The sequence below is a fragment of the Afipia birgiae 34632 genome (assembly GCF_000308295.2).
Lineage (GTDB): Bacteria > Pseudomonadota > Alphaproteobacteria > Rhizobiales > Xanthobacteraceae > Afipia > Afipia birgiae.
In genome coordinates this window covers 1379044-1404344 of record NZ_HG326652.1, presented here as the reverse complement: position 1 = coordinate 1404344, position 25301 = coordinate 1379044, and the positions used below count along the sequence as shown (strand labels likewise).

At 62.1% G+C, this 25301-nt stretch carries 31 protein-coding genes and 1 pseudogene; 17 read left to right on the top strand and 15 right to left on the bottom strand.

Annotated elements, in window-relative coordinates; all coding sequences use genetic code 11:
• Positions 1-13: 13 nt before the first annotated feature.
• The gene (locus BN32_RS06740; RefSeq protein WP_019197369.1) at positions 14-343 is read right to left on the bottom strand and encodes a DMT family transporter; all 330 of its coding nucleotides are present in this window, start codon (positions 341-343) and stop codon (positions 14-16) included.
• Positions 344-823: 480 nt separating this feature from the next.
• Positions 824-1153, bottom strand: coding sequence for a winged helix-turn-helix transcriptional regulator (locus BN32_RS06730; protein ID WP_244438153.1), 330 nt, complete (start codon positions 1151-1153; stop codon positions 824-826).
• Between the two features lie 203 nt (positions 1154-1356).
• Here BN32_RS06730 and BN32_RS06725 point away from each other — a divergent pair.
• Positions 1357-1968 (top strand): annotated as a pseudogene (locus BN32_RS06725) (NAD(P)-dependent oxidoreductase).
• Positions 1969-2040: 72 nt separating this feature from the next.
• Here BN32_RS06725 and BN32_RS06720 read toward each other — a convergent pair.
• The gene (locus BN32_RS06720; RefSeq protein ID WP_019197364.1) at positions 2041-2853 is read right to left on the bottom strand and encodes a class I SAM-dependent methyltransferase; all 813 of its coding nucleotides are present in this window, start codon (positions 2851-2853) and stop codon (positions 2041-2043) included.
• A 173-nt stretch (positions 2854-3026) separates the two neighbouring features.
• On the opposite strand from BN32_RS06720, the gene BN32_RS06715 reads away from it, so the two are divergent.
• The 5 genes from BN32_RS06715 (at position 3027) to BN32_RS06695 (ending at position 9897) form a co-directional block, all read left to right on the top strand.
• Positions 3027-4319, top strand: coding sequence for an ArgE/DapE family deacylase (locus tag BN32_RS06715; RefSeq protein ID WP_019197363.1), 1293 nt, complete (start codon positions 3027-3029; stop codon positions 4317-4319).
• Between the two features lie 94 nt (positions 4320-4413).
• Positions 4414-4809: a PaaI family thioesterase gene (locus BN32_RS06710; protein ID WP_040426078.1), complete on the top strand. Its 396-nt coding sequence runs from the start codon at positions 4414-4416 to the stop codon at positions 4807-4809.
• Positions 4810-5013: 204 nt separating this feature from the next.
• On the top strand, positions 5014-8208 hold the full coding sequence (locus BN32_RS06705) for an efflux RND transporter permease subunit (protein ID WP_019197361.1): 3195 nt from the start codon (positions 5014-5016) through the stop codon (positions 8206-8208).
• Positions 8198-9406 carry an efflux RND transporter periplasmic adaptor subunit gene (locus BN32_RS06700; RefSeq protein WP_019197360.1) on the top strand — a complete coding sequence of 403 codons (1209 nt, stop codon included), beginning with the start codon at positions 8198-8200 and terminating at the stop codon, positions 9404-9406. The genes BN32_RS06705 and BN32_RS06700 overlap by 11 nt, the downstream gene beginning before the upstream one ends.
• 47 nt (positions 9407-9453) lie before the next feature.
• Positions 9454-9897 (top strand): MgtC/SapB family protein, encoded by a 444-nt coding sequence (locus tag BN32_RS06695; protein WP_019197359.1) that lies wholly within the window; start codon positions 9454-9456, stop codon positions 9895-9897.
• A gap of 52 nt (positions 9898-9949) precedes the next feature.
• On the opposite strand, the gene BN32_RS26015 is transcribed toward BN32_RS06695, so the two are convergent.
• Entirely contained in the window at positions 9950-10261 is a 312-nt protein-coding gene (locus BN32_RS26015) for a hypothetical protein (protein WP_082757459.1), read from the bottom strand.
• A gap of 189 nt (positions 10262-10450) precedes the next feature.
• On the opposite strand from BN32_RS26015, the gene BN32_RS06690 reads away from it, so the two are divergent.
• Positions 10451-10702, top strand: a complete 252-nt coding sequence (locus BN32_RS06690) for a hypothetical protein (protein ID WP_040426076.1) — start codon at positions 10451-10453, stop codon at positions 10700-10702.
• 22 nt (positions 10703-10724) lie between these two features.
• Here the strand turns inward: BN32_RS06690 and BN32_RS06685 are convergent, their stop codons facing one another.
• The 3 genes from BN32_RS06685 to BN32_RS06675 form a co-directional block, all read right to left on the bottom strand.
• On the bottom strand, positions 10725-11282 hold the full coding sequence (locus tag BN32_RS06685; protein WP_019197356.1) for a cupin domain-containing protein: 558 nt from the start codon (positions 11280-11282) through the stop codon (positions 10725-10727).
• Between the two features lie 197 nt (positions 11283-11479).
• Positions 11480-12157: an ABC transporter substrate-binding protein gene (locus BN32_RS06680; RefSeq protein WP_321175311.1), complete on the bottom strand. Its 678-nt coding sequence runs from the start codon at positions 12155-12157 to the stop codon at positions 11480-11482.
• 200 nt (positions 12158-12357) lie between these two features.
• A complete protein-coding gene (locus BN32_RS06675) occupies positions 12358-12564 on the bottom strand; it encodes a KTSC domain-containing protein (protein ID WP_019197354.1) in 207 nt (68 codons plus the stop codon).
• Positions 12565-12661: 97 nt separating this feature from the next.
• On the opposite strand from BN32_RS06675, the gene clpS reads away from it, so the two are divergent.
• The 3 genes from clpS (at position 12662) to BN32_RS06660 (ending at position 15008) form a co-directional block, all read left to right on the top strand.
• Positions 12662-12973, top strand: coding sequence for an ATP-dependent Clp protease adapter ClpS (gene clpS / locus BN32_RS06670; RefSeq protein WP_019197353.1), 312 nt, complete (start codon positions 12662-12664; stop codon positions 12971-12973).
• Positions 12974-13044: 71 nt separating this feature from the next.
• Positions 13045-14109, top strand: coding sequence for a carboxylesterase family protein (locus BN32_RS06665; RefSeq protein WP_019197352.1), 1065 nt, complete (start codon positions 13045-13047; stop codon positions 14107-14109).
• 110 nt (positions 14110-14219) lie between these two features.
• Entirely contained in the window at positions 14220-15008 is a 789-nt protein-coding gene (locus BN32_RS06660; RefSeq protein ID WP_040426074.1) for a tetratricopeptide repeat protein, read from the top strand.
• Between the two features lie 15 nt (positions 15009-15023).
• On the opposite strand, the gene BN32_RS06655 is transcribed toward BN32_RS06660, so the two are convergent.
• Positions 15024-15341, bottom strand: a complete 318-nt coding sequence (locus BN32_RS06655; RefSeq protein ID WP_019197350.1) for a hypothetical protein — start codon at positions 15339-15341, stop codon at positions 15024-15026.
• Positions 15342-15597: 256 nt separating this feature from the next.
• Between BN32_RS06655 and BN32_RS06650 the strand changes: the two genes are divergently transcribed.
• Both BN32_RS06650 and BN32_RS06645 read left to right on the top strand, forming a co-directional pair.
• The gene (locus BN32_RS06650) at positions 15598-15879 is read left to right on the top strand and encodes a hypothetical protein (RefSeq protein ID WP_019197349.1); all 282 of its coding nucleotides are present in this window, start codon (positions 15598-15600) and stop codon (positions 15877-15879) included.
• A 20-nt stretch (positions 15880-15899) separates the two neighbouring features.
• Positions 15900-16208, top strand: coding sequence for an MliC family protein (locus BN32_RS06645; protein WP_040426072.1), 309 nt, complete (start codon positions 15900-15902; stop codon positions 16206-16208).
• Positions 16209-16225: 17 nt separating this feature from the next.
• Here the strand turns inward: BN32_RS06645 and BN32_RS06640 are convergent, their stop codons facing one another.
• Positions 16226-16465, bottom strand: coding sequence for a hypothetical protein (locus tag BN32_RS06640; RefSeq protein WP_019197347.1), 240 nt, complete (start codon positions 16463-16465; stop codon positions 16226-16228).
• A 577-nt stretch (positions 16466-17042) separates the two neighbouring features.
• Between BN32_RS06640 and BN32_RS06630 the strand changes: the two genes are divergently transcribed.
• Positions 17043-17633 (top strand): NADPH-dependent FMN reductase, encoded by a 591-nt coding sequence (locus BN32_RS06630; RefSeq protein WP_019197345.1) that lies wholly within the window; start codon positions 17043-17045, stop codon positions 17631-17633.
• 22 nt (positions 17634-17655) lie between these two features.
• Here the strand turns inward: BN32_RS06630 and BN32_RS06625 are convergent, their stop codons facing one another.
• Together BN32_RS06625 and BN32_RS06620 are read right to left on the bottom strand one after the other, a co-directional pair.
• Positions 17656-17865: a hypothetical protein gene (locus tag BN32_RS06625; protein WP_019197344.1), complete on the bottom strand. Its 210-nt coding sequence runs from the start codon at positions 17863-17865 to the stop codon at positions 17656-17658.
• Positions 17866-17896: 31 nt separating this feature from the next.
• Positions 17897-18106, bottom strand: a complete 210-nt coding sequence (locus BN32_RS06620) for a hypothetical protein (RefSeq protein WP_019197343.1) — start codon at positions 18104-18106, stop codon at positions 17897-17899.
• Between the two features lie 275 nt (positions 18107-18381).
• On the opposite strand from BN32_RS06620, the gene BN32_RS06615 reads away from it, so the two are divergent.
• Positions 18382-19071, top strand: a complete 690-nt coding sequence (locus tag BN32_RS06615; RefSeq protein WP_040426070.1) for a VOC family protein — start codon at positions 18382-18384, stop codon at positions 19069-19071.
• Between the two features lie 164 nt (positions 19072-19235).
• Positions 19236-20093, top strand: coding sequence for a 3-hydroxybutyryl-CoA dehydrogenase (locus BN32_RS06610; RefSeq protein ID WP_019197341.1), 858 nt, complete (start codon positions 19236-19238; stop codon positions 20091-20093).
• A 144-nt stretch (positions 20094-20237) separates the two neighbouring features.
• Here the strand turns inward: BN32_RS06610 and BN32_RS06605 are convergent, their stop codons facing one another.
• Positions 20238-20453 (bottom strand): hypothetical protein, encoded by a 216-nt coding sequence (locus BN32_RS06605; RefSeq protein WP_019197340.1) that lies wholly within the window; start codon positions 20451-20453, stop codon positions 20238-20240.
• A 222-nt stretch (positions 20454-20675) separates the two neighbouring features.
• Between BN32_RS06605 and BN32_RS06600 the strand changes: the two genes are divergently transcribed.
• Complete coding sequence (locus BN32_RS06600) at positions 20676-21098, top strand: group III truncated hemoglobin (protein WP_040426068.1); 423 nt, start codon at positions 20676-20678, stop codon at positions 21096-21098.
• An 87-nt stretch (positions 21099-21185) separates the two neighbouring features.
• Here the strand turns inward: BN32_RS06600 and BN32_RS06595 are convergent, their stop codons facing one another.
• Positions 21186-22142 (bottom strand): Bug family tripartite tricarboxylate transporter substrate binding protein, encoded by a 957-nt coding sequence (locus BN32_RS06595; RefSeq protein WP_040425520.1) that lies wholly within the window; start codon positions 22140-22142, stop codon positions 21186-21188.
• Positions 22143-22249: 107 nt separating this feature from the next.
• Between BN32_RS06595 and BN32_RS06590 the strand changes: the two genes are divergently transcribed.
• Positions 22250-23164 (top strand): LysR substrate-binding domain-containing protein, encoded by a 915-nt coding sequence (locus BN32_RS06590; RefSeq protein ID WP_019197337.1) that lies wholly within the window; start codon positions 22250-22252, stop codon positions 23162-23164.
• Here BN32_RS06590 and BN32_RS06585 read toward each other — a convergent pair whose 3' ends face one another.
• Both BN32_RS06585 and BN32_RS06580 read right to left on the bottom strand, forming a co-directional pair.
• Complete coding sequence (locus BN32_RS06585) at positions 23165-24145, bottom strand: Bug family tripartite tricarboxylate transporter substrate binding protein (protein ID WP_040426066.1); 981 nt, start codon at positions 24143-24145, stop codon at positions 23165-23167.
• Between the two features lie 274 nt (positions 24146-24419).
• The gene (locus BN32_RS06580) at positions 24420-25295 is read right to left on the bottom strand and encodes a DUF4344 domain-containing metallopeptidase (RefSeq protein WP_019197335.1); all 876 of its coding nucleotides are present in this window, start codon (positions 25293-25295) and stop codon (positions 24420-24422) included.
• Positions 25296-25301 lie beyond the last annotated feature (6 nt).

The following is a 25301-nucleotide window of genomic DNA, read 5'->3' as shown; positions in this document are numbered from 1 at the left end:
GCCCTCCAATACCTCAATGCGAAATCGTTGATGAAAACAGATTGATCGTGCCGACCCCCGCGATGATCAGCGCAAGACCGATGACGGCGGGTGTGTCGAGTTTCTGGCCGAACCAGACGAGACCGACGAGGGTGATCAGCACGATGCCGAGACCGGACCAGATCGCATAGGCGATCCCGACCGGCATGGTCCGCAGCACCAGCGACAGGAAATAGAACGACGCCGCGTAGCCGAGCGCCGTCAGGATCAGCGGCTTCGGCTTGGTGAATTGCTCCGACGCCTGCAGCGCGGAGGTTCCGATCACCTCAAGAATGATCGCGATAATGAGGTAGACGAAGGTCATGCCTCATCGTAGTCGGGCGACCGTGATTCTCAAAGGCGGCGGTTGATTGCCGACATACGCCGACGCCGTCAGCCGGCGTATGTCGGCAAGACTTGTGCGAAAGGAACCGGCACTCGTGACGTGCGCACTAGTGCTTCGCCACCGTTTCCCTCACTTCGGTACAGCACGCCGGGCATTCGTAGACGAAGTCGACCCTCGCCAGGTCCCAGTGGGGCTGAACCTCCCTGATCTGCATGGGAAGGCTCAGGCAGCTTGGACACACGGTCATAGCTGCATGAAAGATGCGTTGCTGTTGGTGATGCTGCGCAAAGGCTGGCATGATTGCTCTCCTTAATAACGGGAGCTCAGGCACTCAATCATCGGCGTCTCAGATGGTTGTTGCCGATGATGGACCATCTTATCGCGCAAGCTCCAAACACCTCATCAACTCTTGCGAACGCACGAAGAACATCCGCACAAACTCTGCGGGTGTGACCAAATCTACACAGTTTGTGCCTTGGTTCGGTCATATTGTGACTGCGCCTTCGCGACATCGCTCATGTGCCGCTCCGCCCAAATGCGCAAACCGTCCACGGTGTCGCTCAGCGTGCGGCCCAGCGGCGTGATCGAATACTCCACTGTCACCGGAACCGTGGGCGTCACCTTGCGCTTCACGAGGCCGTCGCGCTCAAGACCTTTCAGCGTCTGCGATGCCATCTTCTGCGTCAGGCCGCCGATCTCGCGGCGCAGTTCATTGAAGCGCCATGGCCTACGCGAAAGCAGGATCAGCAGCAGCACGGTCCACTTGTCGGCGATGCGATCGAGCACCAGCCGCGTCGGACAGTCCTGCGCGTAAGGGTTGGCCGGCCAGTTCCCCCGCGAGGCTTTGGTTGCACGCGCGGGTTTGGCCGCCGGTCTCTCGGAAGAGACCATGTCTCGCGAAAGTGCCTTCTTCACAACGGCGTCGGCAGCGGGCATCTAATGTCCATTCGTTAGTTGGTATCGATTAGATACCACATATCGCAAAGGATGTCATGATGAAAGTCGCATTGATCGGAGCCACCGGCCGCGCCGGTTCGCCTATCCTCCAGGAACTCGCCCGCCGCAGTCATTAGGTCACGGCTATTGTCCGCAATCCCGAGAAGGTTCAGGCGCAGGCTAACGTCATCGCGAAGAAGGGCGATGTGTTCGACAAGGATGGTCTCGCCGCGCTGCTCAAGTGGCACGATGCCGTCATCAGCTCCGTACACTTTTCCGCAAGCGACCCGCAAAAGCTGATCGAGGCCGTAAAGGCGTCGGGCGCGAAGCGCTATCTGGTGGTCGGCGGTGCGGGCAGCCTCGAAGTCGCGCCCGGCGTCACGCTGGTTTCGACACCCGAGTTTCCGGCGGCGTACACGGACGAAGCCACCAAGGGCGGCGTGTTCCTCGATCTGCTGCGGCAGGAGAAGGAACTTGACTGGACGTTTCTCTCGCCGTCGGCGCTGTTCTTCGACGGTCCGCGCACCGGCACGTTCCGCCTCGGTAAGGATCAGCTTCTGACCAACGAGAAGGGCAGCAGCATCTCGTTCGAGGATTACGCCGTCGCGCTGACCGATGAGGTCGAGAAGCCGAAGCACTCAAGGCAGAGGTTCACGGTGGGGTACTAGTGGTTCGCAAGTCCGCATTATTCCTGCAGCGCGAACTTTTTGCGGACTTGCGAACCAAAGCCACACCAACACCTAGACCGCAGCCACGATTACGTGTGCCTGAATTTTGGCAGCAACCTCGCCGTTGCCATGTCTGTCCGCAATCGCGGATGCGGCGTAGTCGGTTGCAGCTTCCAGCTTTCCCGCGTCTCTGGCCTCGATTTCGTTGCGAAGAACAGTTCCCTGACAATAAGCGACGGCCGGAAGACGCGGCGAGGATGCTCGGCTTTGTTCGGTTCTCGTCTCGATCACCAGACGGGAGAAACCTGCATCTTCCAGCTCGCTACGGATCAGTGCCGTGTCGTGATAGCCGTGCGGCGTGCGTGCCAGAAAGCGCGGCGGATCGTCCGGAAAAATCCTTGCGAGAGCATTCGTCACATCATCCGCAAATACATTCTCCTCGATGCGATCCCATACGCTGAACAAAAAATGTCCTCCGGGCTTCAGGACGCGCTTTGCTTCGCGGTAGGCAGATGAGCGGTCGGGAAAGAACATCGCGCCGAACTGGCAACAAACGAGATCGAAGGTCGCATTTTCAAACGGTAGCGTCAGAGCATCAGCTTGGCGCCATTTGATGCGACTGTCGGGAGTTTGTCGCGAAGCGGCATAGTCGAGCATCGGCTGGTTGAGGTCGGTTACGATATAGCGTGCGCCAGGGGACAGTTTCGGCGCCAATGCGCGGGTGACAACCCCGGTGCCCGCGGCGGTTTCCAGAACGGCGCTGGGCGATAAGGACGCTGCTCGTTGTGCAAGATCTGCGGCGAACGGCTCGAAAATCAACGGCACCATATGGCGGTCGTAGTTTTCCGGAATCGAGCCAGCAAACACCTTGTCCGCGTCCAGCATTGCTATCACCCGCCGTCTGTTTGATGGCTCGCGAAACTAGCACATAATTCTTCGCTTTGGGCCGCCGCTCAGCCATTACCTCCGAGGTCATCGCATCCCTTCCAACGGTCCCATAAAGTTGGCTACAGTCGTCGCCATAACCTGCGCGCAGACGCATGAAGGGACGAAACGCGATGGACGCCAAAACAACCACGAACGAGGCCCAGCGCCGCATTCTCGATGCGGTGGATGATGCCTTCGACCGGCAGCTTGAGACCACGAAGCAGTTTTCATCCATCCCCTCGACGCGTGGCGCGGAAGGCCCGTGTCAGGACATGATGGGCGACCTGCTGCGCGCACGCGGCTACGAGGTCGACGACTGGCATATCGACACGAACGATCTGAAAGGCCTGCGCGGTTATGGGCCGATCGAGCATGATTTCTCCAAGGCGCGCACGGTGGTCGGGACCTATCGTCCTGCGCGCGAGGCAGGCCGCTCGCTGATCCTGCAAGGCCATTGCGACGTGGTGCCTGCCGGGCCGCTCGACATGTGGGACACGCCGCCGTTCACCCCGACCATCAAGGACGGCTGGCTGTATGGACGAGGTGCTGGCGACATGAAGTCCGGCACCATCGCCGCGCTCTACGCACTGGATGCGTTGTGCGCGGCAGGCCTGAGGCCAACGGCGCGGATTCATTTTCAGTCCGTGATCGAAGAGGAGAGCACCGGCATCGGTGCACTCTCGACGGTGCAGCGCGGCTATCGCGCGGACTGCTGTTTCATCCCGGAGCCGACCAACGGCAAGCTGGTGCGCTCGCAGGTTGGCGTGATCTGGTTTCGTCTCAAGGTGCGCGGCAAGCCTGTACATGTGTTCGAGGCGGGGGCGGGCGCCAACGCGATCAAGGCGGCCTATCATCTCGTCCAGGCGCTTGAAGTGCTGGAAGAGGAATGGAACAGACGCGCCGCCAGCGACAGGCATTTCAAGGTCGTGAAGCACCCGATTAATTTCAATCCGGGCATCATCAAAGGCGGCGACTGGGCGTCTTCGGTGCCGGCGTGGTGCGATCTGGATTGCCGGATCGCGGTGCTGCCGGGCTGGTCGATTGTGGACCATCAGGCCGAGATCGTCGCCTGCGTCGAGGCCGCTGCGAAGAAGCATCCGTTCCTGGCGCAGAACCCGCCGGTGGTGGAATGGTCTGGCTTCCTGTCCGAAGGCTATGAACTGACAGGCGCGGGCGAGTCCGAGACCGTGCTGCGCTCGGCTTACGAGACCGTCTACGGCGGGCCGATGAAGGAGCTGGCGTTCACCGCGCTGACCGACACGCGGTTCTATGGGCTCAATGCGGGCATCCCGAGCTTGTGTTTCGGGGCGACGGCGGAGGCGATGCACGGCTTCAACGAGCGGGTCGAAATCGAATCGCTGCGCAGGACGACGCGGGCCATTGCGCTGTTCGCGGCGGAGTGGTGCGGTGTGGAGGCCGTATGATCCGCAGGCCGGATACCGCATTCATCCGTTACTTTAAGTCGCTGACCGGCTCGGAAGCGGCTTCATGTTTTACATTAATGACCGGAGAAGCCGCGTGACCCTGCTTGAGATGATCCAGTCGCGGCCAATGCCGTTCGCCGTTCTGATGGGCGTGAGTTTCACGCAGGCTGAGAAGGACAAGGTGGTCGCGACTATGGTGGTCCGCGAGGACCTCTGCACGCTGGGCCACTCGATCCACGGCGGAGCGGTGATGGCCTTTGCCGATTCCGTCGGCGCGGCCGCGACGATCATCAACCTGCCGCCCGACGCCAAGGGCACCACCACCATCGAGAGCAAGACCAATTTCGTCGGCGCAGCCAAGGCCGGCTCGACCGTGACGGCGACGACGACCCCCGTCCATCTCGGGCGGCGGACTCACGTCTGGCAAACCCGGCTTGAGACCGAGGGCAAGCTGGTCGCCGTGGTGACCCAAACCCAGTTGATCCTGTGATAAATTAACCCCGGCTGCGAATTTATTGCGTAATTTCGCCCTCAAACAGGCAGTTCCGCCGTCTAAACAAGCGACCGTGAGATTTGCGGCGTTGCGCAATCGCGGCAGATTCGGATAGATCAGCCTCCAGACTAAAAGCGTGACAGAGAACAGGTCCTTCATGCGGGTGCACGGCAGCGCCCCACTGACCGAGAAATGTCAAAGATGAATGCGCTCGTCCGGATTGCCCTGAGCCGACCTTATACTTTCGTCGTGCTGGCGCTTCTGCTGCTGATTGTCGGGCCGCTCGCGGCCCTGCGCACGCCGACCGACATTTTCCCTGAGATCCGGATTCCGGTGATCGGCGTGGTGTGGCAGTACACCGGCCTGCCGCCCGACCAGATGTCGGGGCGTATCGTGACGCCGTTCCAGCGCGCACTGACGACGACCGTCAACGACATTGAGCATATCGTCGCCAATTCCTACAACACCTACGGCGTCATCAAGATCTTCTTCCAGCCGAACGTCGATATCCGCACGGCGAATGCGCAGGTCACCGCAATCGCGCAAACCATGTTGCGGCAGTTGCCGCCGGGTTCGACGCCGCCGCTGATCCTGAACTACAGCGCATCGACGGTGCCGATCATCCGGCTTGCGCTGGGCGGTGAGGGACTGACCGAGCAGAACATGTTCGACATCGCCACCAACCAGTTGCGCACGCCGCTCGTCACCGTGCCCGGCGCGGCGATCCCGTGGCCGTTCGGTGGCAAGCAGCGCCAGATTCAGCTCGATATCAATCCGACCGCGATGCAGGCGCTCGGTCTGTCGGGGCAGGACGTCGCAAACGCGCTGGCGGCGCAGAACCTGATCACGCCGGTCGGCACCCAGAAGATCGGCAACTTCGAATACAACATCCAGCTCAACAACGCGCCGCGCAAGATCGAGGAACTCGGCAATCTGCCGATCAAGGTCGTCAACGGCGCGATGGTCTATATCCGCGATGTGGCGCAGGTTCGCGACGGCAATCCGCCGCAGACCAACATCGTCCATGTCGACGGCACGCGCTCCGTGTTGATGATGGTCCTGAAGGCGGGTGCAACATCGACGCTCGATATCATCTCGGGCATCAAGCAGAAGATCATCGACACCAAGGATCAATTGCCGGAGTCTCTGCGGGTCAATCTGCTGGGCGACCAGTCGATCTTCGTGCGCGGCGCCATCGCAGGCGTCGCCTTCGAAGGCGTTCTTGCAGCCGCGCTGACCAGCATCATGATCCTGTTGTTCCTGGGAAGCTGGCGCTCGACCATCATCATCGCGATCTCGATCCCGCTCTCGGTGCTCGGCGCGATTATCTGTCTGGCGGCGATCGGCGAAACGCTCAACATCATGACGCTTGGCGGTCTCGCGCTGGCGGTGGGTATTCTGGTCGACGACGCCACCGTGACGATCGAGAACATCAACTGGCATCTGGAACAGGGCAAGGAGGTCGAGGAATCGATCCTCAATGGCGCGCGTCAGATCGTGACGCCGGCCTTCGTGTCGCTGCTGTGTATCTGCATCGTGTTCGTGCCGATGTTCTTCCTCACCGGCGTATCGCGCTTCCTGTTCGTGCCGATGGCGCTCTCGGTGATGTTCGCGATGATCTGGTCCTTCATCCTGTCGCGCACGCTGGTGCCGACGATGGCGAAGTACCTGCTGCACAAGCACGTCCACGACGCGCATGACGAGACTGGCGAGAAGCAGCGCGCGCGCAATCCGCTGGTCGCGTTCCAGCGCGGGTTCGAAGCCCGGTTCGCGGCGTTCAGGGCGGGCTATTACAGCCTGCTGCAGATGGCGCTGGGCCACCGCAAGGTGTTCGTCACGTGCTTCCTCGGCTTCATCGGGTTGTCATTCCTGCTGGTGCCGTTCCTTGGCCGCAACTTCTTCCCCTCGGTCGATACCGGACAGATCCTGATCCATGTCCGCAATCAGGTCGGGACCCGTGTCGAGGAGACGGCGAACCGGCTGGCCGACATCCAGAAGGTGATCCGTCAGGTCATCCCGCCGGACCAGATCGAAACCATGGCCGACAACATCGGCATGCCGATCAGCGGCATCAATCTGACCTACAACAACACCGGCGTGATCGGCCCGCAGGACGGCGACATCCAGATCAAGCTCAGGGAAGACCACAAGCCGACTGAGGAATATATCCGCGAGCTCCGCGAGAAACTGCCGCGTGAATTCCCGGGCGTTTCGTTTGCGTTTCTTCCCGCCGACATCGTCAGTCAGATTCTCAACTTCGGCTCTCCCGCGCCGATCGATATCCAGGTGCGCGGCGCGAATACTGCAGAGAACTTCAAGTACGCCAACGATCTCTTGCGGAGGATCAGGCTCATTCCGGGTGTCGCTGACGCTCGCATCCAGCAGTCGCCGAACAATCCCGGCTTCAACGTCGATGTGGACCGGACCCGCGCACAGTATGTCGGTCTCACCGCGCGCGACGTCACCAACAGCATGGTCGTGAATCTCGCCGGCAGTTCCCAGGTTGCGCCGACGTTCTTTCTCGATCCGAACAACGGCGTGTCTTACTCCATCGTGATGCAGACGCCGCAGTACCAGATTGACTCGCTGAACAAACTGGAAGCGCTGCCGATTTCTGCGGCTGGAATTACGACAGCGCCCATGCTGGGCGGCATCGCGGACATCAAGCGGTCCACGTCGAGTGCTGTGGTGTCGCAATACGATATCCAGACCATGGTGCAGATCTTTGCGACACCGCAGGGCCGCGATCTTGGCGCGGTTGCCGCCGACATCAACAAGGCGATTGCGGATACTGCGAAAGACCTGCCGCGCGGCAGCCGCGTGGTTCTGATGGGCCAGGTGGAGACTATGAACAGCGCCTTCGCGGGCCTGTTGTTTGGCCTGCTTGGCGCCATTGTCCTGATTTACCTTCTGATCGTCGTCAACTTCCAGTCGTGGTCCGATCCGTTCGTGATCGTCTCGGCGCTGCCTGCGGCGCTCGCGGGCATCGTCTGGATGCTGTTCGCGACCCACACCACGCTTTCGGTGCCGGCGCTGACTGGTGCCATTATGTGTATGGGCGTGGCGACGGCGAACTCGGTGCTGGTGATCGCCTTCGCTCGAGAACGCTATGATGAACTTGGCGATCCTGTGGCCGCCGCGCTTGACGCCGGCTTCGTCCGGTTCCGGCCGGTGCTGATGACGGCGCTTGCCATGATCATCGGCATGACGCCGATGGCTCTCGGCATGGGCGAGGGCGGCGAGCAGAACGCGCCGCTGGGACGGGCCGTGATCGGAGGCCTGATTTTCGCAACGACCGCCACATTGATGTTCGTGCCGGTGGTGTTCAGTATGGTTCACAAGAAGCAGCAGCCCGCGACATCCGCGACGGCGCCGGAGATGGTTCATGCAACCTGACAAGACCTCGTCAGTCTCGCCGCGCAAGATAAGGCTCTATGGTACCGTCGGCGCCGGTGTGCTGGCGGCCGTCGTCGCCACCGGCATCATCACCCGCTCGAAGGGCGACGCCAATCTCAAGCAATGGACCGATGCGCAGGCGATCCCGTCGGTCGCGGTCGCGTTGCCGGGGACCAAACCGCTGAACGCGACACTCGATCTGCCGGGGCGGCTGGAGGCTTATTCGCGTGCGCCGATCTATGCGCGCGTCAGCGGTTACCTCAAGAGCTGGAACGCCGACATCGGTGCCCAGGTCACGGCCGGGCAGAAGCTTGCCGAGATCGAAGCGCCCGACCTCGATCAGCAACTGTTGCAGGCTCGCGCGGACCTCGCGAATTCGCAGGCAGCTGCCAAGCTGTCGGCCGCCACGCTCGCGCGCCGCAAGACGCTGCTGGCGTCGAATTTCGTATCGCAGCAGGAAATCGATGAGCGTTCGGCCGACCTTGCCAGCAAAGAGGCCCAGGTCAACGCGATGAGCGCGAACGTGCAGCGGCTCGAAGCGCTGGCGAGCTACAAGAACGTCACGGCGCCGTTCGATGGCGTCGTTACCGAACGCAACACCGATGTTGGTGCGCTGATCAACGGCGGTACCGGCTCGGGGGCGGCGATGTTCGTAGTCTCCGATGTCAAGAAGTTGCGCCTCTATGTGAATGTGCCGCAGAGCTATCTGCCCGGTATCAGGATGGGCGCAAAGGCGACGGTGACGGTTCCGGAGTATGCCGGGCGTACGTTCCCGGCGACCATCGAGGCCTCGTCCCAATCGGTGGACGTGTCGTCCGGCACCACGCGGATGCAGCTTGCGATCGAAAATCCGAAGGGCGAGTTGCGTCCCGGCGCTTTCGCCAACGTCAAGCTGGCGTTGTCGAGCGACGTGCAGCCCCTGAGCATCCCGGCGAGCGCACTGGTGTTCAACAACAGCGGGTTGCGCGTGGCCACGGTAACCGCGGGCGACAAGGTGCTGTTCAAGACAGTGACGATCGCGCGCGACCTCGGCCGCGAGATCGAGATCGCCACCGGTCTGTCGCCGGACGACCGGATCATCGTGACGCCGCTTGACGGCATCGCGGACGGCGATCAGGTCCGCATCGCCGGTGCCGGGAAGGATGGCAAAGACGGCAAACCGCGGACCAGTTCCAACGCCACCAACAAGACCGAGTAGCCTTCATTCTTCGGCGCGCCGTGATACGGTGAGGGCCGGAGGATCTCATGCAATCACTTCTGGAAGCGGCGGGCAGTTTCCGGCTCGGCCCTCACTTGGTCGCGCTGACGATAGCTTATGTGCTGGCGCTGCCGATCGGCTGGAACCGGGAAAGGGAAGAGCGGAGCGCCGGGTTGCGCACCTTTCCGCTCGTCGCGCTGGCGACCTGCGGCATCGTGCAGGCCACCGAGCATATTCTTGAGGGCCATCCCGAAGGCACCGCCCGGATCATCGAAGGGCTGATGACCGGCATGGGCTTCATCGGCGGCGGCGCGATCCTGAAAACCGAGAATTCGGTGCGCGGCACGGCGACCGCCGCCAGCCTTTGGGCTACAGGCGCGACCGGCGCGGCGGTCGGGCTTGGCGCCTACGACGTCGCCGTGGTCATTTCCCTGTTCACGTTCCTGACGCTCTGGCTGCTCGCCCCCTTCAAGCAGGAAGCCAAGAAGTAAAAGCATCCGGCGCGGTATGAGCGCGCCGGATTGCGTCGTTCGGATCGTTCGATTACCTGCCGACCTTATCCGGGTAGCCGGGTTTGGTCGGACTATCGCCGGGCAGCCCGCTCGGGGATGCCCCTGTACCAATAGACCCCGGTGTCGATGTATTCGGAACGCCGGGCTGGTTGATGCCGGTGTTGCTGCCGGTCGTGCCTGCAGGTGGCGCCGCCGATGGCGGCGGTGTCGCGGGAGAGACGCCTGGCGAACCGGCGGCCGAGCCGCCCGGCGAGGAAGGCGGGGCAACCTGGGCGGATGCCGCAAGCGTCGATGCCGCAAGGGACGCGGCCACCAGCGTTGTCAGAAGCAATTTACGTCGCATTAGAACCTCCGTTGCTATTGGAGGCCCAACACATCGCGGCGATTGCCGTTCCGGACATTCGCGATGATGTGTTCGCGTCGGCATGCCGTGAAAATAATCAGCGTGCCGCAGTTCATGTCTTGGAACATTCACTGAAAACGCGCATTGTGGTGTCTGCCGGGTGTTTTGCCGGCTTTTGGGATGAGCGTCATGCGTACCGTCGTCGCCCTCGCTTTTCTATGCGGTGTGTCCGCGCCTTGCCTGGCGCAGGGGCTGTCACCTAACTTCCTGAAAAAAGAACCATATTTTCTTTCTCCATGGTCCGTCGTCTATGTCGACAACGGCACGTGCGGGGTTGGCAAGGTGATGAAGGTCACGGGCGCGATCGGCGCACTTCGCCGCAAGAAAGTCTGCGTGCCGATGGGCCCCGAGCAGGCGTCCCGGACATTCGCAACGCCTTGAACCGCGACGCCACGGTCGCAGATTACCGGCTTCGTTTCTTCCAGAGTTCAACCAGTGGACCATGCGGCCCGTACACCGGATCGGTGTCGGGCAGGGCGACTTCCGGAATGCTTCGGATCGCAAGGCGATAGTTGTCCGGCGTCGGACGGGTGATCTGCATCTGCGGGCCGGGCGGATAGGCGCCGACCACCACGAAGTCGTCGCTGGCCGACAGGCATTGATGGCCGGTGCCGGCGGGCAAGATCGCGACGTCTCCCTTCCTGATTTCGAAATCCTCGCCGTGATCGCCCCCGAAGCGGATCAGTGCACGGCCGCGCGCGACGCCGAGCACTTCGTGGACTGTCGCATGATAGTGGAGGTAGTCAAAAATACCGTTCCGCCAGGTCTGGTCCCAGCCGTTCGCGGTGAACCTGTCCTCGATGGCCTGCTCCGGATCATCGTCGTCGACGGCAACCGTTCCCTTGTAGAGTAGGAACGGCAGCGGATTGTTCGGGACCAGTCCGTCATCGGGGAAGATGAAGGATACGGGTCTGATCTTGAATGATGCCGTCGATGGGTCGGAGTTATGGATCGCAGTCATGGGGGCTAATCCATGGTTCCGTCATTCGGATGGGGATTTTTTGCCGGCAAAAGTCTGCGCGGCGGGGGTCGTGGTTATAACGCGACACCGGCCTCTATGTTCCGCGCGCAACAGCGGAGCCCAAGGCAAATGAAGAAGGGCGCCGCGAATGATCGCGACGCCCTGAATGTTACACGCGCCTGACGGCGTAAGCTGCGTCAGTCGGCCTTCATGACCTCACCGAACTGCTCCCAGCTCTTGCCGTTCCAGCGCTGCATTTGCATTTGCGTGTAGGCCTGGTTTGATGTTGCGGTGGTGTTGACCTTGATGCCGGGTAGAACGGTCGGCAGCACGAAGTCCTTGAGGCTCTTGGTCTGCTTGGCGATGTTTTCGCGCGAGAGGTCGTTGCCGCTCTGCTTGAGCAACTGCTCGAGGATCATGCCCTGCTGATAACCGAACACGTAGTTCTGGTCGGAAATGTCAGCGCCGGGAAGGTACTTCTGGAAAAAGTCCAGAAACTGCTTCATGCCGGCATCATCCTTCCATTTCGGGTCGGACGCATCTTTCTGGAATCCGGCGGTCACGACCCCGATCACCTTGTCGAGGCCGACAGGCACGAAGGTCGAGCCGATTGAGGCGGACACGAAGTTCACGACCGTCAGAGGCTTCCAGCCCATTTCGCTCATCTTGCGCGGCGCCTGTGCGGCGAACTTCGGCGTGCCCGCGATCAGAAGTGCGTCCGGTGCGCTGGCCTTGAGGTTCACGACCTGCGAGTCGACGGTCGGATCGGCGACTTCGTAAGCCATTGCCACGACCTTGGAAGCGAAATCGTCCTTGTAGGCCGCCTTGAACGCCGCCACGAAGTCCTTACCCAGATCGCCGTTCTGATAAAGGATGCCATTTTGTCTATTAGTTCAATTTCAGAACTTAAATTAGCTGAGACAAAATCCTGAACGCAAGTGGAAAAGACTCTTAATTCTGATGTTTTGGCGCTGAAAATCGAAGGCCTGTCGCCCCTCGATGGGATAAAAGTGCTGTTTTTGAACTTAAGGAAGTATTGGTCGCCGCCTGGCGGCACCGTCAGCTAGCCCGGCAGTCAGCGATGCTCGGTGAATTCGTAACGGTCGCGGATCAGGGTGTTGAAGAAATCGCCCTTCGAGGCGGCCCGGCAGAACTGGAAATAGACCTCGCCGGGAACGCCGAAATAGCTGTAGGACCGGCCGCTCGTGAAAGTGACGTGAAGCTCGCGCGCGGGCGCATTATAATCGATGCGTGAAATCACGCTTGATGCGACCTGCGGCATGCGGCCCTCGTTGCTTTCACTCGTTTCGATATGGGAAGCGAAACATCCCGTACCAACCCTGAGATCGTCAACCTCTGCACGTGCCGAGAGATCACAGATGAGTCCGACCACCGTAACACCGAAAACCACCACCAAGACCAAGGTCAAGCTGCAGCGGCCACCGCTCTACAAGGTGATCCTGCTCAACGACGATTACACGCCGCGCGAGTTCGTGGTCACGGTGCTGAAGGCCGTATTCCGTATGGGCGGGGAGACGGCAAGCCGTGTGATGCTCACCGCGCACCAGAAGGGCGCCTGCGTCATCGCGGTCTATACGCGGGACGTCGCCGAGACGAAGGCGAAGGAAGCGACCGAACTCGGCAAGGCCAAGGGCTATCCGCTGTTCTTTACCACCGAACCTGAGGAATAGGCCTCAGGTCATGGCTGCCAGTCCCGGCCGTCGCCTTGCCTGCGCGCCGCGCCAGGCGGTAGCGTCAGGCGATGACATCCGACCCCGCGAAGATTCTCCTGCCCTTGCTCACGTGCATCGAGACACTCAGTCTCATCGCACGTCATCTCGATCCGTCAGCGCTCGGCGAGGTGATGGAGGCGGTCGGCGCGCCGGACGCGGCGTTGCGCGCAGTCTATTCTGACTTCAAGCCGTCCGATGCCTCGGATGACGTCGGCAAGCGCCTTGTCACCGCAAGCGACGAAGCGCTGTCGGCGTTCGCCGAACTGCGTGTGGCGGCCGGGCAGGGCGATGTCCGCGCGGTGTTCAAGGCGTTGCGTCATCTGCCGCGGGCGCAGGAAGCGCTCTATCCGCTCGCATCGATGATCCCGGTGGTGAACGGGTTCTTTCTCGATCCCTCGCTGCGATCCGATGCCGACGCATTGGCGCGCAGCATGCAGCCGCCGCGACAGAACCAGACCGGCGTGATGCACGTCGATAACGAACCGCGCACGCGCGGCGGCTTCTCGCTCTATGTGCCGGAAACCTACACGCCGGATCGTGCATGGCCGCTCGTGGTCGCGCTGCATGGCGGCAGCGGTCATGGCCGAGGTTTCCTCTGGAGCTGGCTGCGCGATGCGCGCTCCTTCGGTGCGATCGTCGTCACACCGACATCGGCGGGCAATTCGCTGGGCTCGACGTGGGCGCTGATGGGCGACGACAACGATACTCCGAACCTTGCGCGCATTGTCGCGACGGTGCGCGAGCGGTGGAATATCGATCCGGAACGGCTGCTGCTGACCGGCATGAGCGACGGCGGCACGTTCTGCTATGTGAGCGCGCTGGATAACGGCTCGCCCTTCACCCATCTGGCGCCGGTGTCCGCGACCTTCCATCCGATGCTGATCTCGATGGCCGACGCGGAGCGAATGCAGGGGCTGCCGATTTTCCTGACCCACGGCGCGCTGGACTGGATGTTTCCGGTCGAAGTGGCGCGGCAGGCGCAGCGCGCGCTAAGCGCGGCGGGCGCGAGCGTCACCTATCGCGAGATCGATGATCTCAGCCACACCTATCCGCGCGAGATCAATGCGCCGATGCTGGAATGGCTGAAGGCATAGCCGGGCGGATCATTGTCGGGGTATACTGCGCGCAGGAAAATCCCGAGACGATCATGACAACTTCCGCAACTTCCATTGCCGCAAGTTTAGGCATCGCCGCAGTCGCGTTGATGGCGATATCGCATATGCCGGCGCACGCGCAGTCGGCCGATCTCGTGCTGTGCGACCGGCTCGCCGCCGATCCCGCCGACCCGGACAAGCCCGCGGATGTGAAGGGCGTCGCCACCGTCGCGGCGGCCGATGTCGCCACCGCAATCAAGTTCTGCAAGCAGGCCTCGGGATCGCGCCGCGCGATGTATCAGCTCGGCCGCGCCTTTGCGGCGAACCGCCAGAGCGCGGAGGCGATCGGGGCGTGGCGCAAGGCCGCCGACAAGGGCAGTACATCGGCGATGGTTGAGCTCGGTGTCGCCTACGCAACCGGCGCTGGCGTCGCCAAGGATGAAGCCGCGGCTGCCAAGCTGTTCGAACGCGCGTCGCAAGGCGGCAATCCGCGCGGTGTCAGCAACCTTGCGGCGCTCTCGGGAAAAGGTGGTGCAGCGCCTGCGGATGCTGCCCGGTCGCGCAGCTTGCTGGCGAAGGCAGCCGAGACCAATGCGGAGGCGCAGTTTCAACTCGGACTGATGTTGCAGGATGGCGTCGGTGGTCCGAAGGACGATGCTGGCGCGCGCAATCTGTTCGAGAAGGCTGCGGCGCAGGATCATCCCGGCGCGCTGGAGCGGATGGGGGCCTTCGCGAAAGAAGGCCGGGGTGGCGCGCAGGATACCGGTGCGGCGAAAAGCTATTATGAGAAAGCCGCGGCGCTCGGCAACGATGACGCCAAGGCGGCGCTCAAGCGCGCGGAATGTCCCTACGTCCTCAAGGACAAGTCCGGCAAGGTCGTGACCAACCTGTGCTTCTGACCGGAGCGGCGCTGTTCAGACCGTCCGGCGTTCGCGGACCACCTGCGAACTGATCGCGGTTTCCACCGCGCGATGACGCGGCCGCTCGGCGGCGTCGGGACTGAAGCGGAAAATCTCGAGGCTGCGCAGATGCGTCGTCGCGCGCGAGGTGAAGATCGGCGTGTCGCCCGCGATCGCGCGGATGGTCTCGGCGCCGCAGCCCGAGCATTCGTAGGTGAACTCGAGCTTGGTCATCGCCCAGCGAACGTCCTTGACGTCCATCAGGTGCTTGGCGCAGCCCGGGCAAACGATCACCGCCGGCCTGGCATCCCGGAGCGCTACATTTGTAAGCATCTGAACTCTCCCTCCAGACCGGGGACGACGCGCCCGAGAATCGATCCAGGAATCGACCCAAGGACGGACTCGGGGACAACAACCGAAGGACCACAGGTGTTTGAAGACGCTTGCGAAATCGCAATCGCCGACGATCCGTCCAGTTTACCCCCATGCGTGTGACCACTCCCGCGAACTGTTGCGATATGCACAGGAAAGGTGGGCCTGCTAGGCTGGCACGGGCGACGCGGTTAGGCGTCGGACCGGGAGGTACCTCATGGATCGCTGGAGCGGATTCGGCTATGCCGTGTCCGGGACATCGCTGGTGTTGTTCCTGCCGTTCATCGTGTCGCTGTTCGGCCGTGACGCGCGCCTGAAAGTGGCTACGCTGGCGCTGTGCATCGGCGCGGTGTTGCTGACTGGCTTCGATTCGTTGCAGTTCGTCGGTTGGGTCGGCGCATGCGCATTCGCCGGTCTGGCCATTCGTGCGCGGATCAAGGCGAAGGTAGACAGGATCAAGGCGAACAAGGTCAGCGCAAACGACCCACCGTCCGCTTGATGGTTCAGGAGAGGCGAGACATGAAACGGCTCATCACATTTTCTGCAGCGGCCTGTGCCGTGCTGGCCGCTAGCGGTGTATCGCCGGTCGCTGCGCAGACGTTCCAGAGCTTCATCTGCGCCGACGGCGCGCGTTTCACCGCGGCCTTCCTGAAGTACGATCCGAAGCAGGTGCATCTGCAAATCGATGGAAAGGCTGTGGCGCTGAAGAAGCGGTTCACCCTCACGGGCGAGCGCTATACGGGCCGGGGCATTACGCTGACGATGAACAAGAAAGGCACCTTGCTCAGGCACGGCAAGCGCGGACCGACCGCTTGCACCGCGACGTGATCTAGCGCGCCGCTCTCTCAAGCCGTCGCAGACGGCGGTTCCTTTGCGCCGTGGACGCGCATCATCCACTGACGATATTTTCCGGGCTCGCGGCGCTTGAGGGCCGGCCATGTCCATGACATCGCGCGCCGGGCATTGCCGTCCTTATCCGCCAGCCAGATCCGTCCGATGCTCAAGGGGATCGGTGTTTCGTCGATGGGCTGCCAGGTCTGATAATCGTCTGCGCGGACCCGCCGAATTCTATTCCAGATCGCCATCGACAAACCTCGCAACAGCTTGCTGAAAAACGCTCTCAAGGAACGAGCGCATCATGTCGCAACGGGGCCTGTTTTGAAAGCTGCGAGTGTTTCGTCGCAGCGGCCCGTGAAGACGGGACAAGATAGGGATTCGATCGGGCGTATTGCGGCACCCGGATTTCGCTCCGCTTCCTCCGGCGCGGGGCTATTGGCCGCTCTCGGCCAGAGCCCTGAGACATGATTTGCTGAGTTTGGCGCGGTTTTCCTTCAGGCATCCCAAAATCACGTAATCGTCCTGCTTCATCACCGGACGACAATGACGGGACACATCCTTTGAACAGGCGCTTTGCTGGTCGGATGTTCCGCCGCGTCGAGCGTCTTGGGCGAAAGCGGCGGTGACGGTCGCGGAAAGCACGGCCGCGATGAGGATCGTTCGAACCATTGCTCTTGCTCCTCAATCAAGGGACAGGTCGGAGCACGGAATGATGACCGCGCCATTTGAAACCCAAAACGCGGGTTGTTGTTCCGCTCCCTCCGGATTTCGCCGCGCTCCAATCCGGGCTACGCTTTCTGTCGTCCCGCAACCAGAGGCGCGCCCATGACCGACCGCATTCTCGTTTTCTATGGGTCCTACCGTTCCGACCGGATGGGCATTCGTCTTGCGGATTTCATCGTCAAGGGCTTGCGCGAGCGCGGCACCGACGTCGAATTGATCGACGCCAAGAAGGTCAATCTTCCGATGCTGGACCGGATGCGCAAGGAATACCCGAAGGGCGAAGTGCCAGCGGCGCTGGAGGAGCTTGCACAGAAGATCATCGCCGCAGATGGTTTTGTGTTCGTCACCGGCGAATACAACTGGGGCCTGCAGCCGGGCCTGAAGAACCTCACCGATCATTTTCTGGAAGAGTGGTTCTGGCGGCCCGCCGCCATCGCCAGTTACTCGGCAGGGCGGTTTTCCGGCGTGAGGGCGGCGCTCGCCTGGCACGGCACGCTGTCCGAGATGGGCATGGTGGTGACATCGAGCACCATCGCGGTGGGGCCGATTGGCCAGTCGCTTTCAGAAACGGGAGAGCCGACCGGCGAGGGCGGCAAGGCGCTCGCGAAATCCTTCCCGCGTTTTGCGGACGACCTGATGTGGTGGGTGGAAGCCGCCAAGACCCAGCGCGCAAAGAAGGTGCCGCCGTACTGACAGGCGTGTGTCCATCTTCCGCTCATCCCGCCGAGGTGTGGTCCCTGGGCGCTTCCTCGCTGGAGCTAGGGCCACTCAGCCACAAGGGTGCATAGGCCTTTCGTTTCGGGGCAGCCTTGTCGATGATGACAGTCATCATGGTCAACTGCATATGGATCAGCGCCGTGTCGTCGGTTTCCGACGCAGCCTTGATCAAGGTGCGCAAATGTTTGAACGCCTGAGCGGACTCCATCGGGTCTCTCCTGTGTGTTCAACCGAAAGATTTAACTCCAAGGGCTTTCAACGATCTTCGATGGCGTGGATTGACTTCGCTGGCTGATCCGCTCCAGCGCGCGTACGACCTGATCGTCATCAAGCACGGACCGCAAACCGTCGATCGTTGCCTCGAGGTCCTGTGGGCTGGACCCGGTGTTGCGGCCAAGAATGCGACGCGCTTCCTGAATAGCCGCGATGACGGTTTCCTGATCGTCCATTGTCGTGAACTCCGCTGTCCCCCAACACAGCTTTCTGCCGCCAAGACTGACGATTCAACGAGGACGGCGGCAGTTTGGTTCCCGGCGGCTGATCGTCCGGATCGACCTTCAGGGCAGCACGAGGCATCAGCCAGACGAGGGAGTTGATCCTGATCAACGGCAAACGAAATGATTCATGCGCCGCTGCTGTCCATGTAGGCTGGGTTCCATTCACTGCGGTCTTTCCCAACGCTTTCACGTTTATCGCCAAGGCACACAAACCCAAGGAGCCAGGCATGAGCACCACCCAGGAAGGTAGCGAAACTGCAACCGGAACTCCCGCGCGAGGACACGACATGAAGCTTGAGATCGTCGTCGTCCCTGTTTCGGATGTCGATCGCGCCAAGAGCTTCTATGGTGGATTGGGATGGAGGCTGGATGCCGACTTTGCTGCTGGAGACGACTGGCGCGTGATCCAGTTCACGCCGCCGGGTTCCGGCTGCTCCGTCATCTTTGGAAAGAACGTCACCGCAGCGGCTCCCGGCTCCGCACGGGGGCTGTATCTGATCGTCTCTGACATCGAGGCCGCCCGCAATGACCTGCTCGGTCGCGGCGTCGCGGTCGGGGAAGTGTTTCACGGCACCGGCGATACACACACCGGTTCGGACGAGCCCTTCCTGTCCGGACGGCACCGGGTCAACGGCCCGGCTCCCCATCGGGGGAGCTACGGTTCATACGCTTCGTTCAGCGATCCGGACGGCAACGGCTGGCTGTTCCAGGAGATCACCACGCGATTGCCCGGACGCGTCGAGGCGGGGGATACGATCTTCACGTCGTCGGCTGAACTCGCGGCGGCGCTGACGCGTGCGGCGATCGCGCACGGCGAGCATGAGAAGCGGACCGGCGGCCAGCATGATGCGAACTGGCCGGAATGGTACGCCGCGTACATGGTGGCGGAGCAGGTGGGGACGCCACTGCCGACATAACCGGGGGTGGGAGCGCTGACGCTGGCAGGATTGTTACCTGTAGCGCACCAGGGCGCGGCGGGGTAGATACCCGATCCATGGATGAGGCGCGACCCGGGCCGTACAGCGAACGCATGCGGCGCAAGGGCTCGTTGCCGGATTGAAGCAATGAAAGGACAAGAGACATGATCGAAACCGTTGGCATCATCGGAGCCGGCACCATGGGTAACGGCATCGCGCAGATTAGCGCGGCTGCGGGGCTCGCGGTGGTGATGGTGGACATCTCCGACGCAGCCGTCGCGCGCGGTGTGGCGACCATCGGCGGCAGCCTCGATCGGCTGGTCAAGAAAGAGAAGATGAGCGCGGCCGACCGCGATGCCGTGCTGAAACGGATCACCGCGACCACCGATAACTCGAAATTGTCCTCCTGCGATCTGGTGATCGAGGCCGCGACCGAGAACGAGCAGTTGAAGATCAAGATCCTGAAGGATCTTTGCGCGAACCTGCAGCCGCGCGCGCTGGTCGCCACCAATACTTCGTCGATCTCGGTCACCCGGCTCGCGGCGGCGACAGATCGCCCGGACCGCTTCATTGGCATGCATTTCTTCAATCCGGTGCCGGTGATGCAACTGCTCGAACTGATCCGCGGGCTGCAGACCTCCGACGACACCCACGCCAAGGCGCTCGCCTTCGCGCAGCGCGTCGGCAAGGTGGCGGTCACCGCGAAGAACAGTCCGGGCTTTGCGGTCAACCGCATTCTGTGCCCGATGATCAACGAGGCGGTGTTCGCGCTGCAGGAAGGCATCGCTTCCGCGGAAGAGATCGACGCCGGCATGAAGCTCGGCTGCAATCACCCGATCGGCCCATTGGCGCTGGCAGATATGATCGGCCTCGACACCATGCTGTCGGTGATGGAGGTGTTCTATACCGGCTTCAACGATCCCAAGTACCGGCCTGCGCCGCTGCTGAAGGAGATGGTCGATGCCGGACACCTCGGCCGCAAGACGGGGCGCGGCTTCTACGACTACGGCAAGGCGAGCTAACGCGCCTATCGAGGGTCATTCCCGTCATTCCGGACAACGCGCAGCGCGCGTTGATCCGGTATCCCGACGAGCTCTGCGAGATTCCGGGTTCGCGCTTCGCGCGCCCCGGAATGACCGGGTGATGGATTCCGTCAATTATCGCTTTCACGGCCGCATGAAGGCGAAGTCCGTGTCGGGATCGCAATTGTCGACAAGGAAGCGGAGCTCCGATTGAACGTCGGACACGCTCCTTGTTTCGAGGTACTTGGCGACGACGAGGCCAAGCAGCGAACGGCAGACGGCGTCGGCATCCAGCCCGGCGATCTTGGCCTCTGCGACGGCCGCCGCGAAATGACGGTTTGCGATCTCGGATGCGGACATGTTGGTCTCCCTGTCGCGGTCGTATCGGCTTGAGCATGGGAAACTAGACGGCGCCTTGATCCGGATCAAACAGGAAGTGCGTCCACGCTGTTTCAAACAGCAGCGCTGGAAAATTTAGGACAAACGGCGCGACAAGGTCTGCAAATAGCGCGGGCTCTGTAAATAGCAGGGGTGTGCATTGCGCCGGTTGCCTGCGGCGGTCCGGCGGCTTACATCAGCCGCATGAGCGACAATCCCGCGCCCGCCATTCACACCTTCCACCCCGACCTGACCGAAGGGAACATTGCGCAACTCGTCGCGACGTTCTACGGCCGCGCTCGCGCCGATGACCTGATCGGTCCGATCTTCAATGCGGCGGTGAAGGACTGGGACCATCACATCGCGCAGATCAGCGATTTCTGGTCGTCGATGCTGCTCAAGACCGGCCGCTACGATGGCCGCCCGATGCGCCCGCATCTGGTGCTGCCGTTGAAGGGCGAGCATTTCGACCGTTGGCTCGTGTTATTTGAGAAGACCGCGCGCGAAATCTTCGAGGGGGACGTGGCCGAGGCCTTCATCATCCGCGCCCGACGCATCGCCGACAGTTTCGAGATGGGCATCGCTACCACGCGCGGCGAGATCGCGCGGCCGCGGCATAGCGTGTGAAGGAGCGACTGATTTACAGTCAGCTCCCCCAGATACCCAATACTGCCGGCTTCATGCCCAAGGCAAACGGCTCGCGCGCGGCGATCCTCACTCGATGATCTCGATCCCGGCGGCGGAGACCATCTTGCGGTGAATGTCGAGCTGCCGCTTCACAAGCGCACCGAGCTCTTCCGGTGTCGACGGCGTCAACGCAAAATCCTGCTCGATCATCCGCTGCTTCACGGCGGGATCGGACATGGCCTCCTTGAATGCGGTGTTCAGCAAGGCAACGATGTCGCGGGGCAGGTTCGGCGGACCGAACAAGCCTAACCATGGCTCGATCTTGAAATCCGGAAAGCCTGCTTCGGCGATGGTCGGCACGTCCGGCGCGGCGGCGCTGCGCTTTTCGAGAATAGTCGCCAGTGCCAGGATCTTCCCGTCCTTCACCTGAGGAAGACCTGTGCCGGAAGTCGCGACCATCGCCTGGATACGGTTGGTAATCAGGTCGGTGATGGCAGGTGGTTCGCCCTTGTAGGGAACGGGCGTCACATCGAGGTTGTTCGCGGCGACAACAGAGGCGAAAGCCAGACGGCCCGTGATGTTGCCCGAGCCGTAGGCGAGCTTGCCGGGGTTCGCCTTGGCATAGGCAATCAGTTCCTTCAGGGTTTTAACCGGGACGTCCTTGCTGACATAAAGGAAGAAGTTGTAGCGGCCGATCTCGGTGATCGGCGTGAAGTCGGTGGTGACATCGTAAGGCGGCGTCTTGCGCGTCGCCGGGACCCCCGACATCGCGCTGTTGGTCGCGAGCAGGATGGTATAGCCGTCCGCCGCGCTGCGCTTCAGCTCGGTGGCCGCGATCGCACCGTCCGCGCCGGGCTTGTTGTCGATGATGATCTGCTGGCCCAGCTTCTTCGAGATGTTATCGGCAAACGTGCGCGCGATGACGTCGGTGGACGAACCGGCCGGGAAGTGGACGATCAGCCGGATCGGGCGCGTGGGATAGTCGGCGGCCGTGGCCTGGCCGATGCCCAAAACCATACAAATCGCGATCAAAATCTTCCGCAAAACGTGTCCTCCGCAGGGTTCTGTGTGTTTTTGCGATCCCATAGGAGGTGGACTGTCCAATGAGTCAAATGATATATATCGCCCAGATCAATCGATGGCATCGATAAATGGTTGAGCTTCGGCATCTGCGATATTTTCTGGAGGTCGCCCGGTCCGAGCACATCTCGCGCGCGGCCGATGTGCTGCATGTGACGCAGTCGACGCTGTCGCATCAGATCGGACAGCTCGAAGCTTTGCTCGGCACCCAGCTGTTCGACCGCATCGGGCGCGGCATTCAGCTCACCGACGCGGGACGGACATTCTCCGACTACGCGCGGCGTGCGCTGGAGGAAGTGGACGAAGGGCGGTTCGCGCTGGATGGTCTTCGCGACCTCGTGCGTGGCCGGCTCCGGATCGGCGTTATCCACACCTACAACACCACGCTGCTTCCTGCGGTGATCGCGGAGTTCGCGCACGCATATCCCGGAATTCATATTTCCATCGAAGATCTGCCCGCGCCGGACATCGCGGCGCAGGTTGCGAGTGGAGCGCTGCACCTGGGGCTGTCGTTCGCAGCGCCGGGGCGCACCGACGTGGAAGCGGAGGCCCTGTTCTCAGAGCGGCTGATGCTTGTCGTGCGGGACGATCATCCGCTCGCGTCGCGAAAATCCGTCAGCGCGCGGATGCTGTCGGGTCTGCGACTGGCGGTGCAAACAGAGCGGTTTCTGTCGCGCAGGATCATCAATGCCGAGCTTGGAAACTGGATCGACGGCGATATCTGGCTGGAGATGAGTTCGATCGGTGCGATGCTTGAGACGGTTCGTCTCCAGGGACAAACGGCAGCGATCCTCTTTGAGCGAGCCATCGGTGATGAGAGCGGCTTGAGGCAGATCGAGATCGTCCAGCCGCGCGTGACACGCACCGCGGCTATCATATGGCGCAGCGGCCGTGCGCGCAGCCGTGCGGCGACCGAGATCGCCGCAGCCGTCCGGCGGCATTGCAAGGCCGCAGGATTGTCTGTGAAGCGGACTGCGCGGCGCTAGCTACTCGACCTTGACGTCGGCCGCGGTGATGACCTGCTTCCAGCGCGCGACTTCCTCGCCGACGAACGTCTTGAACTCCTCCGGCGTGGTGCCCATGGGGACGATGCCCTGCTGCTCGAGCTTCTTCTTCAGCTCGGGATCGGCGAGGGCTTTCTTGGCCTCGGCGGACATGCGGTCCACGATCTCCTTGGGCACGCCCGCAGGCGCGACGATGCCCGCCCAGGTCCCGGAGGTGAAATCCTTCACGCCTTGTTCGATCAGGGTCGGCGTATCGCCGGCCGCCGGAACGCGCTCCTTCGCGGCGACGCCGAGCGCCCGCGCGTTGCCCGCGCGCACCTGCTCCATCAGCGGTCCGATGATGTCGAACATCACGTTGATCTGGCCGCCCACCAGATCCTGCAGCGCGCCTGCAGTGCCCTTGTAAGGCACATGCTGAAGATTGATGCCTTCGCGGCTCTTGAGCATCTCCATGGTCAGGTGCGCCGCGGAGCCGATGCCGCTGGATGCGAAATTAAGCTGGCCCGGCTTCGCCTTGGCCAGCGCGATGAACTCCTTCATGTCCTTTGCTGGCAGCGAAGGCGTCGCGATCAGGATCAGCGGCGCGACGCTCATCAGCGAGACATAGGTGAAATCCTTTTCGGTGTTGTAGGGCAGGTTCGCCTTGAGCGTTGCATTCACGGCATGCGCCGCGATCACGGTGCCGAAGGTGTAGCCGTCGGGCGCGGCCTTGGCGACCGTATCGGTGCCGATGGCGGCGTTGGCGCCGGGCTTGTTCTCGATCACGATGCTTTGCCCGAGCGAGGCCGCGATCCTCTCCGAGACAAGGCGCGCCATCATGTCGGTGTAGCCGCCCGGCGTGTAGGGCACGACCATGCGGATCGGCCGGTTCGGCCAGCCCTGACCAGATGTTTGTGCCGATGCGCCACTGGTAGCGGCGGAGATGACGACGAGCGCACCCAGCGCCCGGACGAGGGACTTCATTTCAGCGTTTCCTTCCTTGATGCGCGGCTTTCTGGCGAGCCGCAGCTTTTGGTTTATTGTTGTTTGTCCCGCACCGCGTGTGTGCAACGCGGGCAGGTGGCGAATCCTACATCAAACGGGAGCAGGGTGGAAAGGTGGGCGGGTCGCGACGGTAAGCGGAGAGATCGCGCGTGCGGGGTGGAAGGTGTAGAAACAAACTACGAGCAAGTTCCCATTCCACTCATCCCCGCCTTCGCTGGGGCGAGCGGATGGGGTAGCCCCGCGCAATCCGGACTCACGGACGCGCGAGGCGCGCGCGCCGGGCGGTGACGGTTCGTGCCCAGACCTCGTGAAATTTCCGGGCCACACGCCTGTCGATATGCGGCCCGATCAGCTTCGTCATGGCGAAGGTGAGATCCTCGTACTCGTATTCGCAGCTCTCGGCGCGCTTCTTCGGCAGCAAGTCCTTTTCGACGATGTCGGCAAACATTTTCTTGTCCGCGCCGTAGGCCATGCACAGCACATTGTACGCGCGCTGCGCGGGCAGGGAATGTTCATCGGAAAACGCATCGACCGGAACGGTGACCTGCGGCCCCTGCGGCATCTGAACGTTGTAGCCGTAGGCTGCGCCGAGGATCATTTTGCGGGCTTCCTCCTTGCCGAGCCGCAGCATGACATAGGCCGAGAACTGATCGGCGGCGTCTTCCTCGCGGCCGAGCACGGGAATGTCCAGCATGTGGAACACCGCATGGCCGGTCTCGTGCAGAAAGACATCGAGCGCCGGGCCCAGCATGGTGTCCGCGCGGGAAATCCCGATGGGAAGGTCCTGCTTCGGCGCGTTCTTCTGAATTTCCGCCAGCAGTTCGTAACAGACCGTGATGGCTTCGTCCCCGTACCAGGCGTTCGGAACGCCGTCGCAACTCGCGACCTTGAGCTTCAAGGGATAGGGCAGGCGAAGCGGACTGAGCAACTCCCGCAAATGTTCGAGGGCGCGGCCCTGCTTCATCTGGTCGTGGATCGGCTGATGCGCCGGATCTTTCGGCGGCACATACTCGTAACGGATCTGGTTGGGTTTGCCTCGGGGGGCTGCGTCCGCAGCGCCGATGGCGGACAATGCCAGAACGATGGCAGTTGCCGAGACAATCGCGCCGTCGCACAGGTTTCGTTTCATGGGCGT

Bases quoted from the DNA above. Each gene is read 5' to 3' on its own strand.
- BN32_RS06740 (WP_019197369.1), bottom strand. From the start codon at position 343: ATGACCTTCGTCTACCTCATTATCGCGATCATTCTTGAGGTGATCGGA.
- BN32_RS06720 (WP_019197364.1), bottom strand. From the start codon at position 2,853: ATGCTGGACGCGGACAAGGTGTTTGCTGGCTCGATTCCGGAAAACTAC.
- BN32_RS06715 (WP_019197363.1), top strand. From the start codon at position 3,027: ATGGACGCCAAAACAACCACGAACGAGGCCCAGCGCCGCATTCTCGAT.
- BN32_RS06705 (WP_019197361.1), top strand. From the start codon at position 5,014: ATGAATGCGCTCGTCCGGATTGCCCTGAGCCGACCTTATACTTTCGTC.
- BN32_RS06700 (WP_019197360.1), top strand. From the start codon at position 8,198: ATGCAACCTGACAAGACCTCGTCAGTCTCGCCGCGCAAGATAAGGCTC.
- BN32_RS06695 (WP_019197359.1), top strand. From the start codon at position 9,454: ATGCAATCACTTCTGGAAGCGGCGGGCAGTTTCCGGCTCGGCCCTCAC.
- BN32_RS26015 (WP_082757459.1), bottom strand. From the start codon at position 10,261: ATGCGACGTAAATTGCTTCTGACAACGCTGGTGGCCGCGTCCCTTGCG.
- BN32_RS06690 (WP_040426076.1), top strand. From the start codon at position 10,451: ATGCGTACCGTCGTCGCCCTCGCTTTTCTATGCGGTGTGTCCGCGCCT.
- BN32_RS06685 (WP_019197356.1), bottom strand. From the start codon at position 11,282: ATGACTGCGATCCATAACTCCGACCCATCGACGGCATCATTCAAGATC.
- BN32_RS06675 (WP_019197354.1), bottom strand. From the start codon at position 12,564: ATGCCGCAGGTCGCATCAAGCGTGATTTCACGCATCGATTATAATGCG.
- clpS (WP_019197353.1), top strand. From the start codon at position 12,662: ATGAGTCCGACCACCGTAACACCGAAAACCACCACCAAGACCAAGGTC.
- BN32_RS06665 (WP_019197352.1), top strand. From the start codon at position 13,045: ATGACATCCGACCCCGCGAAGATTCTCCTGCCCTTGCTCACGTGCATC.
- BN32_RS06660 (WP_040426074.1), top strand. From the start codon at position 14,220: ATGGCGATATCGCATATGCCGGCGCACGCGCAGTCGGCCGATCTCGTG.
- BN32_RS06655 (WP_019197350.1), bottom strand. From the start codon at position 15,341: ATGCTTACAAATGTAGCGCTCCGGGATGCCAGGCCGGCGGTGATCGTT.
- BN32_RS06650 (WP_019197349.1), top strand. From the start codon at position 15,598: ATGGATCGCTGGAGCGGATTCGGCTATGCCGTGTCCGGGACATCGCTG.
- BN32_RS06645 (WP_040426072.1), top strand. From the start codon at position 15,900: ATGAAACGGCTCATCACATTTTCTGCAGCGGCCTGTGCCGTGCTGGCC.
- BN32_RS06640 (WP_019197347.1), bottom strand. From the start codon at position 16,465: ATGGCGATCTGGAATAGAATTCGGCGGGTCCGCGCAGACGATTATCAG.
- BN32_RS06630 (WP_019197345.1), top strand. From the start codon at position 17,043: ATGACCGACCGCATTCTCGTTTTCTATGGGTCCTACCGTTCCGACCGG.
- BN32_RS06625 (WP_019197344.1), bottom strand. From the start codon at position 17,865: ATGGAGTCCGCTCAGGCGTTCAAACATTTGCGCACCTTGATCAAGGCT.
- BN32_RS06620 (WP_019197343.1), bottom strand. From the start codon at position 18,106: ATGGACGATCAGGAAACCGTCATCGCGGCTATTCAGGAAGCGCGTCGC.
- BN32_RS06615 (WP_040426070.1), top strand. From the start codon at position 18,382: ATGAGCACCACCCAGGAAGGTAGCGAAACTGCAACCGGAACTCCCGCG.
- BN32_RS06610 (WP_019197341.1), top strand. From the start codon at position 19,236: ATGATCGAAACCGTTGGCATCATCGGAGCCGGCACCATGGGTAACGGC.
- BN32_RS06605 (WP_019197340.1), bottom strand. From the start codon at position 20,453: ATGTCCGCATCCGAGATCGCAAACCGTCATTTCGCGGCGGCCGTCGCA.
- BN32_RS06600 (WP_040426068.1), top strand. From the start codon at position 20,676: ATGAGCGACAATCCCGCGCCCGCCATTCACACCTTCCACCCCGACCTG.
- BN32_RS06590 (WP_019197337.1), top strand. From the start codon at position 22,250: ATGGTTGAGCTTCGGCATCTGCGATATTTTCTGGAGGTCGCCCGGTCC.
- BN32_RS06585 (WP_040426066.1), bottom strand. From the start codon at position 24,145: ATGAAGTCCCTCGTCCGGGCGCTGGGTGCGCTCGTCGTCATCTCCGCC.
- BN32_RS06580 (WP_019197335.1), bottom strand. From the start codon at position 25,295: ATGAAACGAAACCTGTGCGACGGCGCGATTGTCTCGGCAACTGCCATC.